General features: G+C 55.4%; 15 protein-coding genes and 4 tRNA genes. All 19 read right to left on the bottom strand.

What is annotated here, in order from left to right:
• Positions 1 to 49 precede the first annotated feature (49 nt).
• Complete coding sequence (gene tuf, locus P406_RS01315) at positions 50 to 1,243, bottom strand: elongation factor Tu (RefSeq protein ID WP_003344210.1); 1,194 nt, start codon at positions 1,241 to 1,243, stop codon at positions 50 to 52.
• Between the two features lie 31 nt (positions 1,244 to 1,274).
• The gene (fusA, locus tag P406_RS01310; protein ID WP_003317109.1) at positions 1,275 to 3,380 is read right to left on the bottom strand and encodes an elongation factor G; all 2,106 of its coding nucleotides are present in this window, start codon (positions 3,378 to 3,380) and stop codon (positions 1,275 to 1,277) included.
• Positions 3,381 to 3,410: 30 nt separating this feature from the next.
• A complete protein-coding gene (gene rpsG / locus P406_RS01305; RefSeq protein WP_002555493.1) occupies positions 3,411 to 3,881 on the bottom strand; it encodes a 30S ribosomal protein S7 in 471 nt (156 codons plus the stop codon).
• 122 nt (positions 3,882 to 4,003) lie between these two features.
• Positions 4,004 to 4,375, bottom strand: a complete 372-nt coding sequence (rpsL, locus tag P406_RS01300; RefSeq protein WP_002555494.1) for a 30S ribosomal protein S12 — start codon at positions 4,373 to 4,375, stop codon at positions 4,004 to 4,006.
• Positions 4,376 to 4,574: 199 nt separating this feature from the next.
• Entirely contained in the window at positions 4,575 to 8,774 is a 4,200-nt protein-coding gene (gene rpoC / locus P406_RS01295) for a DNA-directed RNA polymerase subunit beta' (RefSeq protein ID WP_003391781.1), read from the bottom strand.
• Positions 8,775 to 8,838: 64 nt separating this feature from the next.
• Complete coding sequence (gene rpoB, locus P406_RS01290; RefSeq protein WP_003317110.1) at positions 8,839 to 12,912, bottom strand: DNA-directed RNA polymerase subunit beta; 4,074 nt, start codon at positions 12,910 to 12,912, stop codon at positions 8,839 to 8,841.
• A gap of 221 nt (positions 12,913 to 13,133) precedes the next feature.
• Entirely contained in the window at positions 13,134 to 13,499 is a 366-nt protein-coding gene (gene rplL / locus P406_RS01285) for a 50S ribosomal protein L7/L12 (protein ID WP_003317111.1), read from the bottom strand.
• A gap of 79 nt (positions 13,500 to 13,578) precedes the next feature.
• Positions 13,579 to 14,079, bottom strand: a complete 501-nt coding sequence (rplJ, locus tag P406_RS01280) for a 50S ribosomal protein L10 (protein WP_002555498.1) — start codon at positions 14,077 to 14,079, stop codon at positions 13,579 to 13,581.
• A gap of 202 nt (positions 14,080 to 14,281) precedes the next feature.
• Positions 14,282 to 14,977 carry a 50S ribosomal protein L1 gene (rplA, locus tag P406_RS01275; protein WP_003317112.1) on the bottom strand — a complete coding sequence of 232 codons (696 nt, stop codon included), beginning with the start codon at positions 14,975 to 14,977 and terminating at the stop codon, positions 14,282 to 14,284.
• A complete protein-coding gene (gene rplK / locus P406_RS01270) occupies positions 14,977 to 15,408 on the bottom strand; it encodes a 50S ribosomal protein L11 (protein ID WP_002555500.1) in 432 nt (143 codons plus the stop codon). Before rplK ends, rplA begins: the two co-directional genes overlap by 1 nt.
• Before the next feature lie 118 nt (positions 15,409 to 15,526).
• The gene (gene nusG / locus P406_RS01265; protein ID WP_003317113.1) at positions 15,527 to 16,060 is read right to left on the bottom strand and encodes a transcription termination/antitermination protein NusG; all 534 of its coding nucleotides are present in this window, start codon (positions 16,058 to 16,060) and stop codon (positions 15,527 to 15,529) included.
• Between the two features lie 9 nt (positions 16,061 to 16,069).
• Complete coding sequence (secE, locus tag P406_RS01260) at positions 16,070 to 16,438, bottom strand: preprotein translocase subunit SecE (RefSeq protein ID WP_002555502.1); 369 nt, start codon at positions 16,436 to 16,438, stop codon at positions 16,070 to 16,072.
• Between the two features lie 46 nt (positions 16,439 to 16,484).
• A tRNA-Trp gene (locus P406_RS01255) sits at positions 16,485 to 16,560 on the bottom strand.
• Between the two features lie 165 nt (positions 16,561 to 16,725).
• A tRNA-Thr gene (locus P406_RS01250) sits at positions 16,726 to 16,801 on the bottom strand.
• Positions 16,802 to 16,827: 26 nt separating this feature from the next.
• Positions 16,828 to 16,901, bottom strand: a tRNA-Gly gene (locus tag P406_RS01245).
• A 24-nt stretch (positions 16,902 to 16,925) separates the two neighbouring features.
• A tRNA-Tyr gene (locus P406_RS01240) sits at positions 16,926 to 17,010 on the bottom strand.
• A 142-nt stretch (positions 17,011 to 17,152) separates the two neighbouring features.
• On the bottom strand, positions 17,153 to 17,581 hold the full coding sequence (locus tag P406_RS01235; protein ID WP_046235101.1) for a hypothetical protein: 429 nt from the start codon (positions 17,579 to 17,581) through the stop codon (positions 17,153 to 17,155).
• Between the two features lie 7 nt (positions 17,582 to 17,588).
• Complete coding sequence (locus P406_RS01230; RefSeq protein ID WP_003419632.1) at positions 17,589 to 18,338, bottom strand: pantothenate kinase; 750 nt, start codon at positions 18,336 to 18,338, stop codon at positions 17,589 to 17,591.
• A complete protein-coding gene (birA, locus tag P406_RS01225; protein WP_046235100.1) occupies positions 18,328 to 19,287 on the bottom strand; it encodes a bifunctional biotin--[acetyl-CoA-carboxylase] ligase/biotin operon repressor BirA in 960 nt (319 codons plus the stop codon). The genes P406_RS01230 and birA overlap by 11 nt, the downstream gene beginning before the upstream one ends.
• Positions 19,288 to 19,401: the final 114 nt, after the last annotated feature.

The following is a 19,401-nucleotide window of genomic DNA, read 5'->3' as shown; positions in this document are numbered from 1 at the left end:
CCAATAAAAAAGCCCCCGCAGTGCGGGGGCTCTTTTTGGGACTCAACGCTTAAGCGATGATTTTGGCTACGACGCCAGCGCCGACGGTACGACCGCCTTCACGGATTGCGAAACGCAGACCATCTTCCATTGCGATTGGCTTGATCAGGGTAACGGAAACTTTAACGTTATCACCTGGCATAACCATTTCTACGCCTTCCGGCAGTTCGCAGCTACCAGTTACGTCGGTAGTACGGAAGTAGAACTGTGGACGGTAGCCTTTGAAGAACGGAGTGTGACGACCGCCTTCTTCCTTGCTCAGAACGTAGATTTCAGCTTCGAACTGAGTGTGCGGCTTGACGCTGCCTGGCTTGACCAGAACCTGGCCACGCTCAACGTCGTCACGCTTGGTGCCGCGCAGCAGCACGCCGCAGTTCTCGCCAGCACGACCTTCGTCGAGCAGTTTGCGGAACATTTCAACACCGGTGCAGGTGGTGACAGTAGTGTCACGCAGACCAACGATTTCCAGTGGATCCTGAACCTTGACGATACCGCGCTCAATACGACCAGTCACAACAGTACCGCGACCGGAGATCGAGAACACGTCTTCGATTGGCATCAGGAACGGCTTGTCGGTAACACGAACTGGTTCTGGAATGTACGAGTCCAGTGTTTCAACCAGTTTACGAACGGCAGTGGTGCCCATTTCGTTGTCGTCTTTACCTTCCAGAGCCATACGAGCAGAACCGATGATGATCGGAGTGTCGTCACCTGGGAAGTCGTAAGTGCTCAGCAGATCGCGCACTTCCATCTCAACCAGTTCCAGCAGCTCAGCGTCGTCTACCAGGTCAGCCTTGTTCAGGAAGACCACGATGTACGGAACGCCAACCTGACGGGACAGCAGGATGTGCTCACGGGTTTGTGGCATCGGACCATCAGCGGCCGAACAAACCAGAATCGCGCCGTCCATCTGGGCAGCACCGGTGATCATGTTCTTCACGTAGTCAGCGTGACCTGGGCAGTCAACGTGAGCGTAGTGACGGATCAACGATTTGTATTCGACGTGCGCGGTATTGATGGTAATACCACGAGCTTTTTCTTCCGGTGCGCTGTCGATCTTGTCGAATTCAACAGCAGCCGAACCGAAAACTTCGGAGCAGACGCGAGTCAGAGCAGCGGTCAGCGTGGTTTTACCGTGGTCAACGTGACCAATGGTGCCAACGTTGACGTGCGGGAGGGAACGATCAAATTTTTCTTTAGCCACGACAAATAACTCCTAGCCTAAAGGCGCTGAATCAGCCTTGTTTTTTGGTTACAGTTTCGACGATGTGCGACGGAGCTGTATTGTATTTTTTGAATTCCATAGAGTAGCTTGCGCGACCCTGAGACATGGAGCGAACGTCGGTCGCATAACCGAACATCTCACCCAACGGAACCTCGGCACGAATTACTTTGCCGGAAACCGTATCTTCCATACCCAGAATCATGCCGCGACGGCGGTTAAGGTCGCCCATCACGTCACCCATATAGTCTTCAGGCGTAACAACCTCTACCGCCATGATCGGCTCAAGCAGCTCACCACCGCCCTTCTGGGCCAGTTGCTTGGTCGCCATGGAAGCAGCCACCTTAAACGCCATCTCGTTCGAGTCGACGTCATGGTAGGAACCATCAAACACGGTAGCCTTCAGGCCGATCAGCGGATAACCGGCAACAACGCCGTTCTTCATCTGCTCTTCGATACCCTTCTGGATAGCCGGGATGTATTCCTTGGGAACAACACCACCTACCACTTCGTTTACGAATTGCAGACCTTCCTGACCTTCGTCAGCAGGTGCAAAACGGATCCAGCAGTGACCGAACTGGCCACGACCGCCGGATTGACGAACGAACTTGCCTTCGATTTCACAGTTCTTCGTGATGCGCTCACGATAGGAAACCTGAGGCTTGCCGATGTTGGCTTCGACGTTGAACTCACGGCGCATCCGGTCAACCAGGATGTCCAGGTGCAGCTCGCCCATGCCAGAGATGATCGTTTGACCAGTCTCTTCATCAGTCTTGACGCGGAAAGACGGGTCTTCCTGAGCAAGTTTGCCCAGTGCGATACCCATTTTTTCCTGGTCATCCTTGGTTTTAGGCTCAACGGCAACCGAAATAACCGGCTCCGGGAAGTCCATACGAACCAGGATGATTGGCTTGTCAGCGTTGCACAAGGTCTCACCAGTGGTGACGTCCTTCATGCCGATCAAGGCCGCGATGTCACCAGCGCGCACTTCCTTGATCTCTTCGCGGGCGTTTGCGTGCATCTGCACCATACGACCCACACGCTCTTTCTTGCCCTTGACCGAGTTGATCACGCCGTCGCCGGATGCCAACACGCCCGAGTAAACGCGGACGAAAGTCAAGGTACCCACGAATGGGTCGGTAGCGATCTTGAACGCCAGAGCCGAGAACGGCTCGTTGTCGTCTGCATGACGCTCCATCAGGATTTCTTCGTTATCAGGATCGGAACCCTTGATAGCTGGAATATCGATTGGAGCCGGCAGGTAGTCGATCACGGCGTCGAGAACCAGGGGAACACCCTTGTTCTTGAAGGAAGAACCGCAAACAGCAAGAACGATCTCACCAGCGATAGTACGCTGACGCAGAGCGGCCTTGATTTCCTCGTTGGTGAGTTCTTCACCCTCAAGGTACTTGTTCATCAGCTCTTCGCTGGCTTCGGCCGCAGCCTCGACCATGTTGCTGCGCCACTCGTCAGCCAGTTCCTGCAGTTCAGCAGGGATAGGCTCACGACGTGGAACCATACCCTTGTCGGCATCGTTCCAGTAAACAGCTTCCATGGACATCAGATCGATCTGACCCTGGAAGTTGTCTTCGGCACCAATGGCCAGCTGGATCGGCACCGGGGTGTGACCCAGACGCTGCTTGATCTGAGCGATTACGCGCAGAAAGTTCGCACCAGCACGGTCCATCTTGTTCACGTAAACGATACGCGGAACACCGTACTTGTTGGCTTGACGCCATACGGTTTCGGACTGCGGCTCTACGCCAGAAGTACCGCAGAACACAACGACCGCGCCGTCGAGTACACGCAGGGAACGCTCAACTTCAATGGTGAAGTCAACGTGGCCCGGGGTGTCAATAACGTTGAAACGGTATTGATCTTTGTGTTGCTTCTCGGAACCCTGCCAGAAGGCAGTAATAGCAGCAGAAGTAATGGTAATACCACGCTCCTGCTCCTGAACCATCCAGTCCGTGGTCGCGGCGCCGTCATGCACCTCGCCCATTTTGTGGCTTTTGCCGGTGTAAAAAAGGACGCGCTCGGTGGTGGTGGTTTTACCAGCATCCACGTGAGCGACGATACCAATGTTACGGTAGCGGCCAATCGGAGTAGTACGAGCCATAAAGCCCTCGCAAAATTAGTGACGCTGAAATTAGAAGCGGTAGTGCGAGAAAGCCTTGTTGGCCTCAGCCATACGGTGCACGTCTTCACGCTTCTTGACCGCAGCACCTTTACCTTCGGCGGCGTCCAGCAGTTCGCCAGCCAAACGCAGTGCCATTGACTTCTCACCGCGCTTGCGCGCGAAGTCTACCAGCCAACGCATTGCCAGAGCATTACGACGGGACGGACGAACTTCGACAGGAACCTGGTAAGTAGCACCGCCTACACGGCGCGACTTTACTTCGACCAGCGGAGCGATGGCGTCGAGAGCTTTCTCGAAGATTTCCAGGGGGTCGCTGTTCTTACGTTCTTTAACCTTTTCCAGCGCGCCATAAACGATACGCTCGGCAACGGCTTTCTTGCCGCTTTCCATTACGTGGTTCATGAACTTGGCCAGAATCTGGCTGCCGTATTTTGGATCGTCAAGCACTTCGCGCTTGGCTGCTACGCGTCTTCTTGGCATGGATAAGCCCTCAAACGGTCTTCAGGTTAGCTCGGGACCACCATCCTGCGAGGGATGCGCCCGACCTTACTCTTATCGACTCAGAAAAATAGAAATCTGCAATTTCAAACAGAAGCCAAAAACTACTTAGGCTTCTTGGTACCGTATTTCGAGCGACCCTGGTTACGACCTTTAACGCCGGAAGTATCCAAAGAACCACGAACGGTGTGATAACGAACACCTGGCAAGTCTTTTACACGACCGCCACGGATCAGTACCACGCTGTGTTCTTGCAGGTTGTGACCTTCACCACCGATGTACGAGGAAACCTCGAAACCGTTGGTCAGGCGCACACGGCAGACTTTACGCAATGCCGAGTTAGGTTTTTTCGGCGTGGTGGTATACACACGAGTGCACACACCGCGACGTTGCGGGCAGTTCTGCAGCGCAGGTACGTCGGATTTCTCGACGATACGCTTACGCGGCTGACGTACCAGCTGGTTGATAGTTGCCATCTACTAGCTCCACTGTTGTCTTGCGACGCTATTGTCTTACAAGAAAAGCAAATGACAGGGCACAGGCCCCGCCAAATTTAGGGGTACAAGAGTCTAAAGAGGATCCCGCCCCCAGTCAAGACAAAGCCCCGACGTCCTCACCGGGCAAACAACACGATAACGTGCTGCCTGCCAGATGAAAAATGCCGAGGCTCTGGTCTCAATTACCGCTGGAGTTCAACGCTTCCGTCAGAGCCGCTTCTACTTCGCTCGCGCTGACACGGGTCGGTTTGTCCATTTCACGACGACGCTTGCGCTCGCTGTGATAAGCCAGACCGGTACCGGCCGGGATCAGACGACCCACGACCACGTTTTCCTTCAGGCCGCGCAGGTAATCGCGCTTGCCGGTCACAGCCGCTTCGGTCAGTACGCGGGTTGTCTCCTGGAAGGAGGCCGCGGAGATGAACGACTCGGTGGACAGCGATGCCTTGGTGATACCCAGCAACACGCGAGTGAACTTGGAAACAAACTTGTCTTCCGTGCTCAAACGCTCGTTTTCTACCAGTACGTGAGTCAATTCCATCTGGTCGCCCTTGATGAAACTGGAATCGCCAGACTCGGCAATCTCAACCTTACGCAGCATCTGACGCAGAATCGTCTCGATGTGCTTGTCGTTGATCTTCACGCCTTGCAGACGGTATACGTCCTGAATCTCGTTGACGATGTACTTGGCCAGCGCACTCACACCCAGCAGACGCAGGATGTCGTGTGGATCGCTCGGGCCGTCGGAGATAACTTCGCCGCGGTTCACTTGCTCGCCTTCGAAGACGTTCAGGTGACGCCACTTCGGAATCAGCTCCTCGTACGGATCGCTACCGTCGTTCGGGGTAATGACCAGACGGCGCTTGCCTTTGGTCTCTTTACCGAATGCGATGGTACCGCTGACTTCTGCAAGGATCGACGCCTCTTTCGGACGACGCGCTTCGAACAGGTCGGCAACACGCGGCAGACCACCGGTGATGTCACGAGTCTTCGAAGTTTCCTGCGGAATACGAGCGATAACATCACCGATCGCGATCTGCGCACCGTCAGCAACACCAACAAGTGCGTTGGCCGGCAGGAAGTACTGAGCCGGTACGTCAGTACCTGGCAGCAGCAGATCCTTGCCATCCAGACCGACCATCTTCACAGCAGGACGAATGTCCTTGCCGGCAGCCGGGCGGTCTTTGGCGTCGAGCACTTCAATGTTGGTCATACCGGTCAATTCGTCTGTCTGACGCTTGATCGTGATGCCTTCTTCCATGCCTACGTAGGTAACAGTACCTTTCATCTCGGTGACGATTGGGTGAGTGTGCGGATCCCACTTGGCCACGATAGAGCCAGCGTCGACCTTGTCGCCTTCCTTCACCGAAATCACTGCACCGTATGGCAGCTTGTAACGCTCACGCTCGCGACCGAAGTCATCTGCGATTGCCAGCTCACCGGAGCGGGATACCGCAACCAGGTGACCGTCAACACGCTCGACGTGCTTCAGGTTGTGCAGACGGACAGTACCGCCATTTTTCACCTGAACGCTGTCGGCTGCCGAGGTCCGGCTTGCCGCACCACCGATGTGGAACGTACGCATTGTCAGCTGGGTACCCGGCTCACCGATCGACTGTGCAGCGATTACGCCGACAGCTTCACCGATGTTGACCTGGTGACCGCGTGCCAGGTCGCGACCGTAGCACTTGGCGCAGATGCCGTAGCGGGTTTCGCAGCTGATCGGCGAACGCACGATGACTTCGTCGATGCTGTTCAGCTCGATGAACTCGACCCACTTCTCATCTACCAGCGTGCCAGCAGGCACGATGACTTCTTCTGTGCCCGGCTTGAACACGTCACGGGCAATGACTCGACCCAGTACGCGCTCACCCAGCGGCTCTACAACGTCACCGCCTTCAATGTGCGGAGTCATCAGCAGACCGTGCTCGGTACCGCAATCAACCTCGGTAACCACCAGATCCTGCGCGACGTCTACCAGACGACGAGTCAGATAACCGGAGTTAGCGGTTTTCAACGCGGTATCCGCAAGACCCTTACGAGCACCGTGAGTAGAGATGAAGTACTGAAGTACGCTCAAACCTTCACGGAAGTTCGCAGTGATCGGCGTTTCGATGATGGAGCCGTCAGGCTTGGCCATCAGACCACGCATACCGGCCAGCTGACGAATCTGGGCAGCAGAACCACGCGCCCCGGAGTCAGCCATCATGTACATCGAGTTGAAGGATTCCTGATCAACTTCGACGCCGTGACGGTCGATAACGCGCTCTTTGGACAGGTTCGACATCATCGCTTTCGAGACTTCGTCGTTCGCCTTGGACCAAAGGTCGATTACCTTGTTGTACTTCTCGCCCTGGGTTACCAGGCCGGAGGCGTACTGACTTTCGATCTCTTTAACTTCTTCGGTGGCCGCGTCGATGATGCGAGCTTTTTCATCAGGGATAACGAAGTCGTTAACGCCGATGGAAACACCCGAAATGGTCGAGTAGGCAAAACCGGTGTACATCAACTGGTCAGCGAAGATAACGGTCTCTTTCAGGCCAACCACGCGATAGCACTGGTTGATCAGCTTGGAGATGGCCTTCTTCTTCATCGGCTGGTTGACGACGTCGTATGACAGGCCGGCCGGAACCACCTGGAACAGCAGCGCACGGCCGACAGTGGTGTCGACGATACGGGTGTTCTTGACGCTGCCACCATCACGGTCGTTGACCGTTTCGTGGATACGAACCTTGACCTTGGCGTGCAGGGCCGCTTCGCCGGCGCGGAATACGCGGTCGACTTCCTGCAGATCCGCAAATACACGACCTTCGCCCTTGGCGTTGATCGCTTCGCGAGTCATGTAGTACAGACCCAGTACAACGTCCTGCGAAGGAACGATGATTGGCTCACCGTTGGCTGGCGACAGAATGTTGTTGGTCGACATCATCAGCGCGCGCGCTTCGAGCTGAGCTTCCAGCGTCAGAGGCACGTGAACGGCCATCTGGTCACCGTCGAAGTCGGCGTTGTACGCAGCACAGACCAGCGGGTGCAGCTGAATAGCTTTACCTTCGATCAGTACCGGTTCAAACGCCTGGATGCCCAGACGGTGAAGTGTAGGCGCACGGTTCAGAAGCACCGGGTGTTCGCGAATCACTTCAGCGAGAACGTCCCAGACCTCTGGCAGCTCGCGCTCGACCATCTTCTTGGCAGCTTTGATGGTCGTAGCCAGGCCACGCATTTCCAGCTTGCCGAAAATGAACGGTTTGAACAGCTCGAGAGCCATCTTCTTCGGCAGACCGCACTGGTGCAGACGCAGGGTCGGACCTACGGTAATTACCGAACGACCCGAATAGTCAACACGCTTACCGAGCAAGTTCTGACGGAAACGACCCTGCTTACCCTTGATCATGTCAGCCAGGGATTTCAGAGGACGCTTGTTCGAACCAGTGATCGCACGACCGCGACGGCCGTTGTCGAGCAGTGCATCGACCGCTTCCTGCAGCATGCGTTTTTCGTTACGCACGATGATATCGGGAGCGGACAGATCCAGCAGGCGCTTCAGACGGTTGTTACGGTTGATCACTCGACGATACAGATCGTTGAGGTCGGACGTCGCGAAACGGCCACCGTCAAGCGGAACCAGAGGACGCAGATCTGGCGGCAGAACCGGCAGAACGGTCAGCACCATCCACTCAGGAAGGTTGCCGGAACCCTGGAAGGCTTCCATCAATTTCAGACGCTTGGACAGCTTCTTGATTTTGGTCTCGGAATTGGTTTGCGGAATTTCTTCGCGCAGGCGGCCAATTTCGTGTTCCAGATCAATAGCGTGCAGCAGCTCGCGGACAGCCTCGGCACCCATGCGGGCATCGAAGTCGTCACCGAACTCTTCGAGGGCTTCGAAGTACTGCTCGTCGTTCAGCAGCTGACCTTTTTCAAGGGTGGTCATGCCTGGATCGATAACGACGTAGCTCTCGAAGTAGAGAACACGCTCGATATCACGCAGGGTCATGTCCATCAGCAAACCGATACGGGACGGCAGCGATTTCAGGAACCAGATGTGGGCAACCGGCGAAGCCAGCTCGATGTGAGCCATGCGCTCGCGACGAACCTTGGCCAGTGCTACTTCAACACCGCACTTTTCGCAGATGACACCACGGTGCTTCAGGCGCTTGTACTTACCGCACAGGCACTCGTAATCTTTTACCGGGCCAAAGATCTTGGCGCAGAACAGACCGTCACGCTCAGGCTTGAACGTACGGTAGTTGATGGTTTCCGGCTTTTTAACTTCACCGAACGACCAAGAGCGGATCATCTCAGGCGATGCAAGTCCGATACGGATTGCGTCGAACTCTTCGACTTGACCCTGGTTTTTCAGCAAATTCAGTAGGTCTTTCAAGGCTTTTCCTCCTGGCGGAGCAGGGAGCAGGCAGTACCGCCCTGCCCCCGATTCGCGTCACGTGTTATTCGGTTTCCAGATCGATATCGATACCGAGCGAACGGATTTCTTTGATCAACACGTTGAAAGACTCGGGCATGCCCGGCTCCATACGGTGATCGCCGTCCACGATGTTTTTGTACATCTTGGTACGACCGTTCACATCGTCCGACTTCACTGTGAGCATTTCCTGCAGAGTGTACGCCGCGCCGTATGCTTCCAGCGCCCACACTTCCATCTCCCCGAAACGCTGACCACCGAACTGTGCCTTACCACCCAGCGGCTGCTGGGTAACCAGGCTGTACGAACCAGTGGAACGCGCGTGCATCTTGTCGTCCACCAAGTGGTTCAGCTTCAGCATGTACATGTAGCCAACCGTTACAGCACGTTCAAACTTGTTGCCGGTACGACCGTCGAACAGCTGCATCTGGCCGCTTTCCGGCATATCTGCCAGCTTGAGCATTGCCTTGATTTCGCTTTCCTTGGCACCGTCGAAAACCGGGGTAGCCATCGGTACGCCGTTACGCAGGTTCTTCGCGAGGTCCAGAATCTCGTTGTCGGTGAGGTCTTCCAGAGACTCCTGACGACCGCCGATTTCGTTATAGATCTCGTTGAGGAACTTGCGCAGCTCAGCAACTTTACGCTGCTCTTCGAGCATGCGGTTGATCTTCTCGCCCAGACCTTTGGCCGCGAGGCCCAGGTGGGTTTCGAGAATCTGACCAACGTTCATACGCGAAGGTACGCCCAGCGGGTTGAGGACGATATCGACCGGCGTGCCATTGGCATCGTGCGGCATATCTTCAACCGGCATGATCACAGAGACCACACCCTTGTTACCGTGACGACCGGCCATCTTGTCGCCCGGCTGGATGCGGCGACGGATTGCCAGGTAGACCTTGACGATTTTCAGAACGCCTGGAGCCAGGTCATCGCCCTGCTGCAGTTTGCGTTTCTTGTCTTCGAACTTGTCATCCAGAAGACGGCGGCGATCGACGATGTAAGCCTGAGCCTTTTCGAGCTGCTCGTTGAGAGCGTCTTCAGCCATGCGCAGCTTGAACCACTGACCATGCTCAAGACCATCGAGCACTTCGTTGGTGATTTCCTGGCCCTTCTTGAGGCCAGCGCCGCCTTCAGCTACACGACCCACCAGCGCAGAGCGCAGACGTTCGAAAGTAGCGCCTTCGACAATACGGAACTCTTCGTTCAGATCCTTGCGGATCTCGTCGAGTTGCGACTTCTCGATGGACAGGGCACGCGCATCACGCTCGACACCATCACGGGTGAAGACCTGAACGTCAATGACAGTACCTTTCGTACCGGTTGGTACGCGCAGGGAGGTGTCTTTAACGTCGCTGGCCTTCTCGCCGAAGATCGCGCGCAACAGTTTTTCTTCCGGAGTCAGCTGGGTCTCGCCTTTCGGAGTGACCTTACCGACCAGGATGTCGCCGGCGCCGACTTCGGCACCTACATAAACGATACCCGCTTCGTCCAGCTTGTTCAGAGCAGCTTCACCCACGTTAGGGATGTCCGCTGTGATTTCCTCTGGCCCAAGCTTGGTGTCACGCGCCACACAGGTCAGTTCCTGAATGTGGATCGTGGTGAAGCGGTCTTCCTGAACGACACGCTCAGAAAGACAGATGGAGTCTTCGAAGTTGAAACCGTTCCAGGCCATGAACGCGATGCGCATGTTCTGACCCAGCGCCAGTTCACCCATATCGGTGGACGGGCCGTCGGCCATGATGTCGCTACGCTGAACACGGTCACCCTTGCTGACCAGCGGACGCTGGTTGATGCAGGTGTTCTGGTTCGAACGGGTGTATTTGGTCAGGTTGTAGATGTCTACACCCGCCTCACCTGTTTCAACTTCATCATCGGCAACGCGAACAACGATACGGCTGGCGTCAACCGAGTCGATCACACCACCACGACGAGCCACGACACAAACGCCGGAGTCGCGAGCAACGTTGCGCTCCATGCCAGTACCTACCAGCGGCTTGTCGGCACGCAGAGTAGGAACAGCCTGACGCTGCATGTTCGAACCCATCAACGCACGGTTGGCGTCATCGTGCTCGAGGAACGGAATCAGCGATGCGGCTACCGAGACAACCTGCTTGGGCGAAACGTCCATCAGGGTGACATCGGCTGGCGCCTTGACGGTGAATTCGTTCAAGTGACGCACAGCAACCAGCTCGTCGATCAGCTCTTGCTTGTCGTTCATTGCGGCCGAAGCCTGGGCAATGACGTGGTCCGCTTCTTCGATCGCCGAAAGGAAGACGATCTCTTCGGTGACCAGACCTTCCTTGACCACACGGTACGGGCTCTCGAGGAAGCCGTACTGGTTGGTGCGCGCATAGGCCGCCAAGGAGTTGATCAGACCGATGTTCGGACCTTCAGGCGTCTCGATCGGGCACACACGGCCGTAGTGAGTCGGGTGAACGTCTCGAACTTCAAAGCCAGCGCGCTCACGCGTCAGACCGCCAGGGCCGAGTGCGGAAACACGACGCTTGTGCGTGATCTCGGACAGCGGGTTGTTCTGGTCCATGAACTGGGAAAGCTGGCTGGAACCGAAGAACTCTTTGACCGCCGCCGCAACAGGTTTGGCGTTGATCAGGTCCTGAGGCATCAGGCCTTCGCTTTCTGCCATCGACAGACGTTCTTTAACAGCGCGCTCGACACGGACCAGACCAACACGGAACTGGTTCTCGGCCATCTCGCCAACGCAACGAACGCGACGGTTACCGAGGTGGTCGATGTCATCGACGATGCCTTTGCCGTTACGGATATCAACGAGGGTCTTGAGGACCGCTACGATGTCTTCCTTGCACAGCACGCCCGAGCCTTCGATTTCGGTACGACCGATGCGACGGTTGAACTTCATACGGCCTACAGCAGACAGGTCGTAGCGCTCAGGGCTGAAGAACAGGTTGTTGAACAGTGTTTCAGCGGCATCCTTGGTTGGCGGCTCGCCAGGACGCATCATGCGATAGATCTCGACCAGCGCTTCCAGTTGGTTGCTGGTGGAGTCGATCTTCAGTGTGTCGGAGACGAACGGACCGCAATCGATGTCGTTGGTGTACAACGTTTCGATACGAACAACCTGAGCCTTGGCGATCTTGGCCAGGATTTCGGTGTTCAGCTCGGTGTTGCACTCGGCAATGATCTCACCGGTTGCCGGATGCACGATGACCTTGGCTGTAGTACGACCCAGGACGTAGTCCAGAGGCACTTCCAGCTCTTTGATCCCGGCCTTTTCCAGCTGGTTGATGTGACGGGCAGTGATACGACGACCCTGCTCGACAATGACCTTGCCCTTGTCGTCCAGGATGTCCAGAACGGCAATTTCACCACGCAGGCGCTGAGGCACCAGCTCCAGGCTCAGGTTTTCACCGCGCACATGGAATACGTTGGTGGTGTAGAAAGCATCAAGCACTTGCTCGGTGGTGTAACCCAGAGCGCGCAGAAGTACGGACGCAGGCAGCTTGCGACGACGGTCGATACGGACGAATACGCAGTCTTTCGGATCGAACTCGAAGTCCAGCCACGAACCGCGGTAAGGAATGATACGAGCGGAGTACAGCAGCTTGCCGGAGCTGTGCGTCTTGCCACGGTCGTGGTCGAAGAATACGCCAGGCGAACGGTGAAGCTGAGACACGATAACGCGCTCGGTGCCATTGATTACAAAGGTACCGTTCTCAGTCATCAGGGGGATTTCACCCATGTAGACTTCTTGCTCTTTGATGTCCTTGATCGCTTTGTTCGACGATTCTTTGTCGAAAATGATCAGACGGACCTTGACTCGCAGAGGTACTGCGTAAGTCACACCGCGCAGCACGCATTCCTTGACATCAAATGCCGGTTCGCCCAAGCGATAACCTACATACTCCAGCGCAGCATTGCCGGAGTAGCTGATGATCGGGAAAACGGATTTGAAGGCTGCATGCAGACCGACGTCGCGGAACTGATCTTTGGTCGCTCCCGCCTGCAGGAATTCGCGATACGAATCCAGCTGGATGGCCAAGAGATACGGCACATCCATTACGTCCGGCAACTTGCTAAAGTCCTTGCGGATACGTTTTTTCTCAGTATATGAGTAAGCCATCAGCGTTCCCCAGCTTGGTCACCTGCTTGTTTGGCTCCCTCCCGACGGAAGCAGCCAGAAAATCTTGCAAACCCCTTGGTTTGCGCCACCGCCATCGGTGGATGCCACACGTTACAGACGTTGACAGCGCCAATCGTCTATAACGGAAAAAGGCCGGTGGCAAAAGCCACCAGCCATCAGCCTTTCGCTAAACGCGTGGGCTGGACACTCAAAATCGATGCTTATTTCAGCTCGACTTTAGCGCCTGCTTCTTCCAGGGTAGCTTTTGCTTTGTCAGCTGCGTCTTTCGACACTGCTTCCAGAACCTGGGCAGGAGCGCCGTCAACTACAGCCTTGGCTTCTTTCAGGCCCAGACCGGTCAGTTCACGAACTGCCTTGATCACGTTTACTTTCTTCTCGCCAGCTTCCAGCAGCATGACGTTGAATTCAGTTTGTTCTTCAACAACAGCAGCTGCAGCAGCTGGACCAGCAGAGCCGGCAGCAGCAGTAACGCCGAACTTCTCTTCGAAAGCCTTGATCAGCTCTACAACCTGCAGAACGGACATTTCAGCTACGGCGTTAAGGATATCGTCTTGAGAGATGGACATGACTCAATTTCCTGAATTGGGGGACGGCCTACGCGACCATCAAAATAAACAAAAATACGCGAAAAGATCTGACTCAGCCTTAGGCTGCAGCTGCTTCTTTTTGGTCGCGAACAGCCGCCAGAGTACGAGCCAACTTGCTGGTAGCGCCTTGAATCACGCTCATCAGCTGAGAAATTGCTTCGTTACGGGTCGGCAGGCTTGCCAGTACATCGATCTGATTAGCTGCGAGGAACTTGCCCTCGAACGCAGCTGCCTTGATCTCGAACTTGTCCTGACCTTTAGCGAATTCCTTGAACAAACGGGCAGCAGCGCCAGGATGTTCGTTGGAGAACGCGATCAAGGTCGGGCCAGTGAACACGTCGTTGAGGACACTGAATTCAGTGTCAGCAACAGCGCGCTTGAGCAGGGTGTTACGTACAACACGTACGTAAACGCCAGCTTCACGAGCCTCTTTACGGAGTCCGGTCATTGCGCCAACCGTCACGCCACGGGCATCAGCCACGACAGCGGACAGACCAGCTTTGGCAGCCTCGTTGACTTCAGCGACGATGGCCTTCTTGTCTTCGAGTTTAATTGCCACGGGTTTAACTCCTGCTTGTTACCGTTTCATCCGACCGAAGCCAGATGTCGTTTTGGTGTCTGATTCGGTAAGGAACCGGGAGCACCATCTGCGTAGGCTTGAGGTTTAAGACTTGCGTCGCCTACGGTCTTGGATAGCCCCCGCCAGGCAGGGACCCCAATCTTTCAAACGGTACGGCAATCGATCACCGTACCATTTTGTCTTACGCTTCCAACGAACCCTGGTCGATGACCAGGCCTGGACCCATAGTGGTGCTCAGGGTGATGCGCTTGACGTAAATACCTTTCGAAGAAGCAGGCTTGATACGCTTCAGATCAGCGATCAGGGCTTCAACGTTTTCCTTCAGCTTGACAGCGTCGAAACCGACCTTGCCAACGGAAGTGTGGATGATGCCGTTTTTGTCGGTACGATAACGAACCTGACCAGCCTTGGCGTTCTTGACGGCGGTAGCGACGTCAGGAGTAACGGTGCCGACTTTCGGGTTAGGCATCAGACCGCGAGGACCGAGAACCTGGCCCAGCTGACCCACAACGCGCATTGCGTCAGGGGAAGCGATAACGACGTCGTAGTTCAGATCGCCAGCTTTCATTTCAGCGGCCAGATCGTCCATACCAACGCGATCAGCACCGGCAGCCAGAGCTGCCTCAGCAGCAGGACCCTGGGTGAACACTGCAACGCGTACAGTCTTGCCAGTACCGTGCGGCAGTACAGTAGCGCTACGTACGACCTGGTCGGATTTACGAGGATCAACACCCAGGTTGACAGCGACGTCGATCGACTCGCTGAACTTGACAGTCGACAGCTCGGTGAGCAACGCAGCGGCGTCTACAAAATTGTAAGACTTGCCAGCTTCGATTTTCTCGGCGATTGCCTTTTGACGCTTGGTCAGCTTAGCCATTACACACCCTCCACGTTAAGGCCCATGCTACGAGCGGAACCGGCGATGGTACGCACGGCCGCTTCCATGTCAGCTGCAGTCAGATCCGCATTTTTTGCTTTAGCGATATCTTCCAGCTGAGCACGAGTCACGGTGCCAACTTTAACGGTGTTCGGGCGAGCCGAGCCGCTGGTCAAGCCTGCAGCTTTCTTCAGCAGAACCGATGCAGGGGTACTTTTTGTTTCGAAAGTGAAGCTACGGTCGCTGTATACAGTGATGATCACTGGAGTCGGCAAGCCTGGCTCAATACCCTGAGTACGGGCGTTGAACGCTTTGCAGAATTCCATGATGTTCACACCGTGCTGACCCAGAGCAGGACCAACTGGCGGGCTTGGGTTAGCCTGAGCGGCTTTCACTTGCAGCTTGATGTATGCGGTTATCTTCTTGGCCATGAGGCACTCCAATTACGGGTTCAAGCGCCAATACAGGCTCCCCGGTTACTTACGCGTATATCCCAGTGACGAAAAAACCCCACAGCCTTGGGCTGCGGGGTATGGGATTCCAGCTCAGTTATGCCTTTTCGACCTGACTGAACTCTAGCTCTACCGGAGTAGAACGTCCGAAAATGAGCACCGCCACTTGAATCCGGCTCTTTTCGTAGTTAACTTCTTCGACCGTGCCATTGAAATCGGCGAACGGACCGTCGGTGACGCGAACAACCTCACCTGGTTCGAACAGCGTTTTCGGCTTCGGCTTGTCGCTACCGTCAGCGACACGACGCAGAATCGCTTCTGCCTCTTTATCAGTGATGGGAGCAGGCTTGTCAGCGGTACCGCCGATGAAGCCCATGACACGCGGGGTGTCCTTGACCAAGTGCCAAGTACCCTCATTCATGTCCATCTGAACAAGCACATAACCTGGGAAGAACTTGCGCTCGCTCTTGCGCTTCTGGCCATTACGCATTTCAACCACTTCTTCAGTGGGAACCAGAATTTCGCCGAAGCCATCTTCCATGCCTGCCAGCTTCACACGCTCGACCAACGAGCGCATGACATGCTTCTCGTAACCCGAGTAAGCATGCACTACGTACCAACGCTTAGCCACGGGACACCCTTAGCCAACTATCAAGGAAACAAGCCAGCCGAGCAGGGAATCAAGCCCCCACAACAGCAACGCCATAACCAGCACAACAGCCACAACGATCAACGTGGTTTGAGTGGTTTCTTGGCGAGTAGGCCATACGACTTTACGGATCTCGGCACGGGCTTCTTTTGCCAAAACAAAGAAGGCCTTACCTTTGCCTGTCTGCAGCGCTACAAATGCAGCAGCTGCGGCAATCACAAGGAGAGCGAGAACGCGATACAGGATCGGCTCAGCAGAATAATACTGATTGCCGACAACACCCACGACAACCAAAACGACTACCAGGAGCCACTTCAGCATATCAAAGCGAGAGTCTGATGCTTCAGCCTTGGGATTCATCTACGGAGATCCTGTGAAAAGAAAGCCAGATTACATCTAGGGAATCTGGCAGGTCAGGAGGGAATCGAACCCCCAACCTACGGTTTTGGAGACCGTCGCTCTGCCAATTGAGCTACTGACCTAAAAGCAAAATCAGGCCGACCATTATGCGGACCTGACGAGAGTTTTTCAACACCTTATTCGAAGAGCACTTAACAGGCAGCACGCCCCGAACAAGATTTAGACGGCGCACGCAGCGCGGAACCGCCTAAAACAAAGGCAGATATTTTCATATCTGCCTTTATCAATGGAGCTCTTGAGCGGATTTGAACCGCTGACCTCACCCTTACCAAGGGTGTGCTCTACCAACTGAGCTACAAGAGCAAAACACTGTGCATGAACCACAAGCCTGGAGCGGGTAGCGGGAATCGAACCCGCATCATCAGCTTGGAAGGCTGAGGTTCTACCACTAAACTATACCCGCACAACTTGCAGCTCGCGCTAAATCTGGTGGAGGGGGAAGGATTCGAACCTTCGAAGTCGTAGACGTCAGATTTACAGTCTGATCCCTTTGGCCGCTCGGGAACCCCTCCTAAGCAAGGCAGCATTCTCAACTCATGCTACCCTTCTGTCAACCTTTTTCTCAGTAAAAACCTGAGGTTACATGCGTTGACTACTACCACTCCGTTCGTGAGACTTTCACCTCACTGCGAAGCGGGCGCCATTCTATGTAAACTAATCAGCAGTTGCAATGCCCTCGCACGACATTATTTGATTTTTTAATTGCGGAAAATCCTGACCCAGCTGACTGATCAGGCCAGCTTCGACAAGGCGTCGACTTTCCGGGGCAATTTTCAGCCAGTAGGCGGTCGCCCCGCTCGTTTGCAAGGGCTGAAATTGAGACTGGATATCCAGACTGTTCAATCGCTGCTCTACCAGGCGCGCATCCTCTTGCCTGACAAAGCCACCGACGTACAGACATTTGGTATCAGGATCGTGAGACACCCGCCCGGCATCCGACTCGCTGAGCAGACGAATATCCTGCTGGGAGGCACGGTGCAACGACAAGGGCATCACCTCTTTGGCCCTGAGCGGAGCCTCCTGCTGATGCCAGATGTAATAAAAGGCATTAAGCATCAACAGCAGAAGAAATAACCAACGCATAAAGACCTCAACGCAAAGGGCAGGCGAGAGCCAGCCCCACGAAGACCAGATCAGGAACGATACGGGCTCCTGGCAGCACATCCGCAATCAGGGCAGCATCGCCGCCAGTCACAAAAATAGCAAAGTCGTCACCCCAATACCCTCGGGCTATCTCGACCTGAGTCACTGCGAACCCCCGAAGCATCAGCGAACAGCCGCGCTCTACCGCTTCTGCGGTTGCGCGCCCAGGAACAAGACGAACCAAAGCCCTTTCCGCCTCTGTATCGTCATATCTGATGCGACGGGTATGGGTGCGCAGCTGATTGCGCATCAATGGCATCCCTGGACAGATGAAACCACCAAGATGCGCGCCGTCGGCGTCGACGAAATCAGAGGTCACTGCGGTGCCCAGATCAATCACCAGGCATGCACGCTTGACAAGGTGGTAAGCACCCACGAAAGCCAGCCAGCGATCCAGGCCGAGGCGCTCGAAATCGTCATAGCCGTTAATCACGCCTCCCAGCTCACGGGCAGGCACTGCGCAGACAGGGGCAACGGAGAACGCGTCAGCCAGCACGGAAACCAGACGCGCTGTTTCTTCAGCACTGCGGACACTTACCAGACGGCAGTCGCTGAACGTTGTATCCGGCAGATTACGCAGGTGCTCCAACAAGGCTGCGTCAGAGTCAACGACACCAACGCTGACCACTGCTGCATCGCTTTTAGCGGTAATGCGCCACTTGATGAAGCTGTTGCCACAATCGAGCTCAAGAATCATCTCGCAACCTCAGGCTCAGCTCACCACCACTAAAGCTTTTTTCGACACCATTGACTTCCAAACGCAGCGCTCCAAGCGAGTCGACCCCCAACACTACGCCCTCCACGACCTCTACCCCCGAGAGCAACTTGACCGCAGCCCCCTGCCACAAATGCCCGCGCTCCCAATCCTTCTGAAATGCGGCAAAGCCTTCCTTGCGATGGACCGCCATGAGAGCCTCAAGCTGGTTGCTTATACGAGCAGCGACCTGATTGCGATCAACAAGGCCGCCTGTTTCGAGTCTGACCGACGTCCACAGCTGATCGACCTCACTGGTGGAGCGCATGTTTACGTTCACCCCTATCCCGATGATCACATGACACACGTCCGCCGGATCGCCAATCAGTTCGAGCAAAATGCCCGCGATCTTCTGCCTGCCAACGAGCACGTCGTTTGGCCATTTAAGGCCTGCGCCCTGCACGCCCATATCACGCAGCACATTCATTACCCCGAGCCCCACCAGCAAGCTGAGACCTTCCAGCTGACGCATCCCGCCATCGATACGCAGGACCAGGCTGTAATACAGGTTTTCAGCAAATGGACTGACCCACTTTCGACCACGCCGCCCCCTTCCGGAGGTCTGCTGCTCGGCCACCACCAGTACAGGCATGGCAACGCCTTGAGTGATCAGACGTGCGGCCTCAGCGTTGGTCGAGTCGATGGAATCGTAAGTGCGTACAGACCAGTTGGCAGGAAAGCCTGACTGCTCGATACCGGCAGGACTTAGAAGAGAAATAGGCGTTGCGAGTCTATAACCACGGCCACGCACCTTGTGGACATCTATGCCCAGATCCGCCTCAAGCTGCTGAAGCTGCTTCCAGACAGCACTGCGACTTATGCCGAGGGCATCGCCCAATACCTGCCCAGAATGAAACGCACCATCGGCAAGAAGCTTTAACAAGGTCAGCATTTGGAATCGCCTGGCAATAAGGCACGCATCATAGCCACGCAGAAGCATGATGCATAGAAACGAAAACGTGTTTTCCGCTGGTTTTTGCAGGCACCAGACAAACAAAAACCCTCA

Origin of the sequence: Pseudomonas syringae pv. coryli str. NCPPB 4273 (assembly GCF_000972175.1) — a bacterium.
GTDB classification, from domain to species: Bacteria; Pseudomonadota; Gammaproteobacteria; order Pseudomonadales; family Pseudomonadaceae; genus Aquipseudomonas; species Aquipseudomonas syringae.
This window is presented reverse-complemented; position numbering and strand designations above follow the sequence as displayed.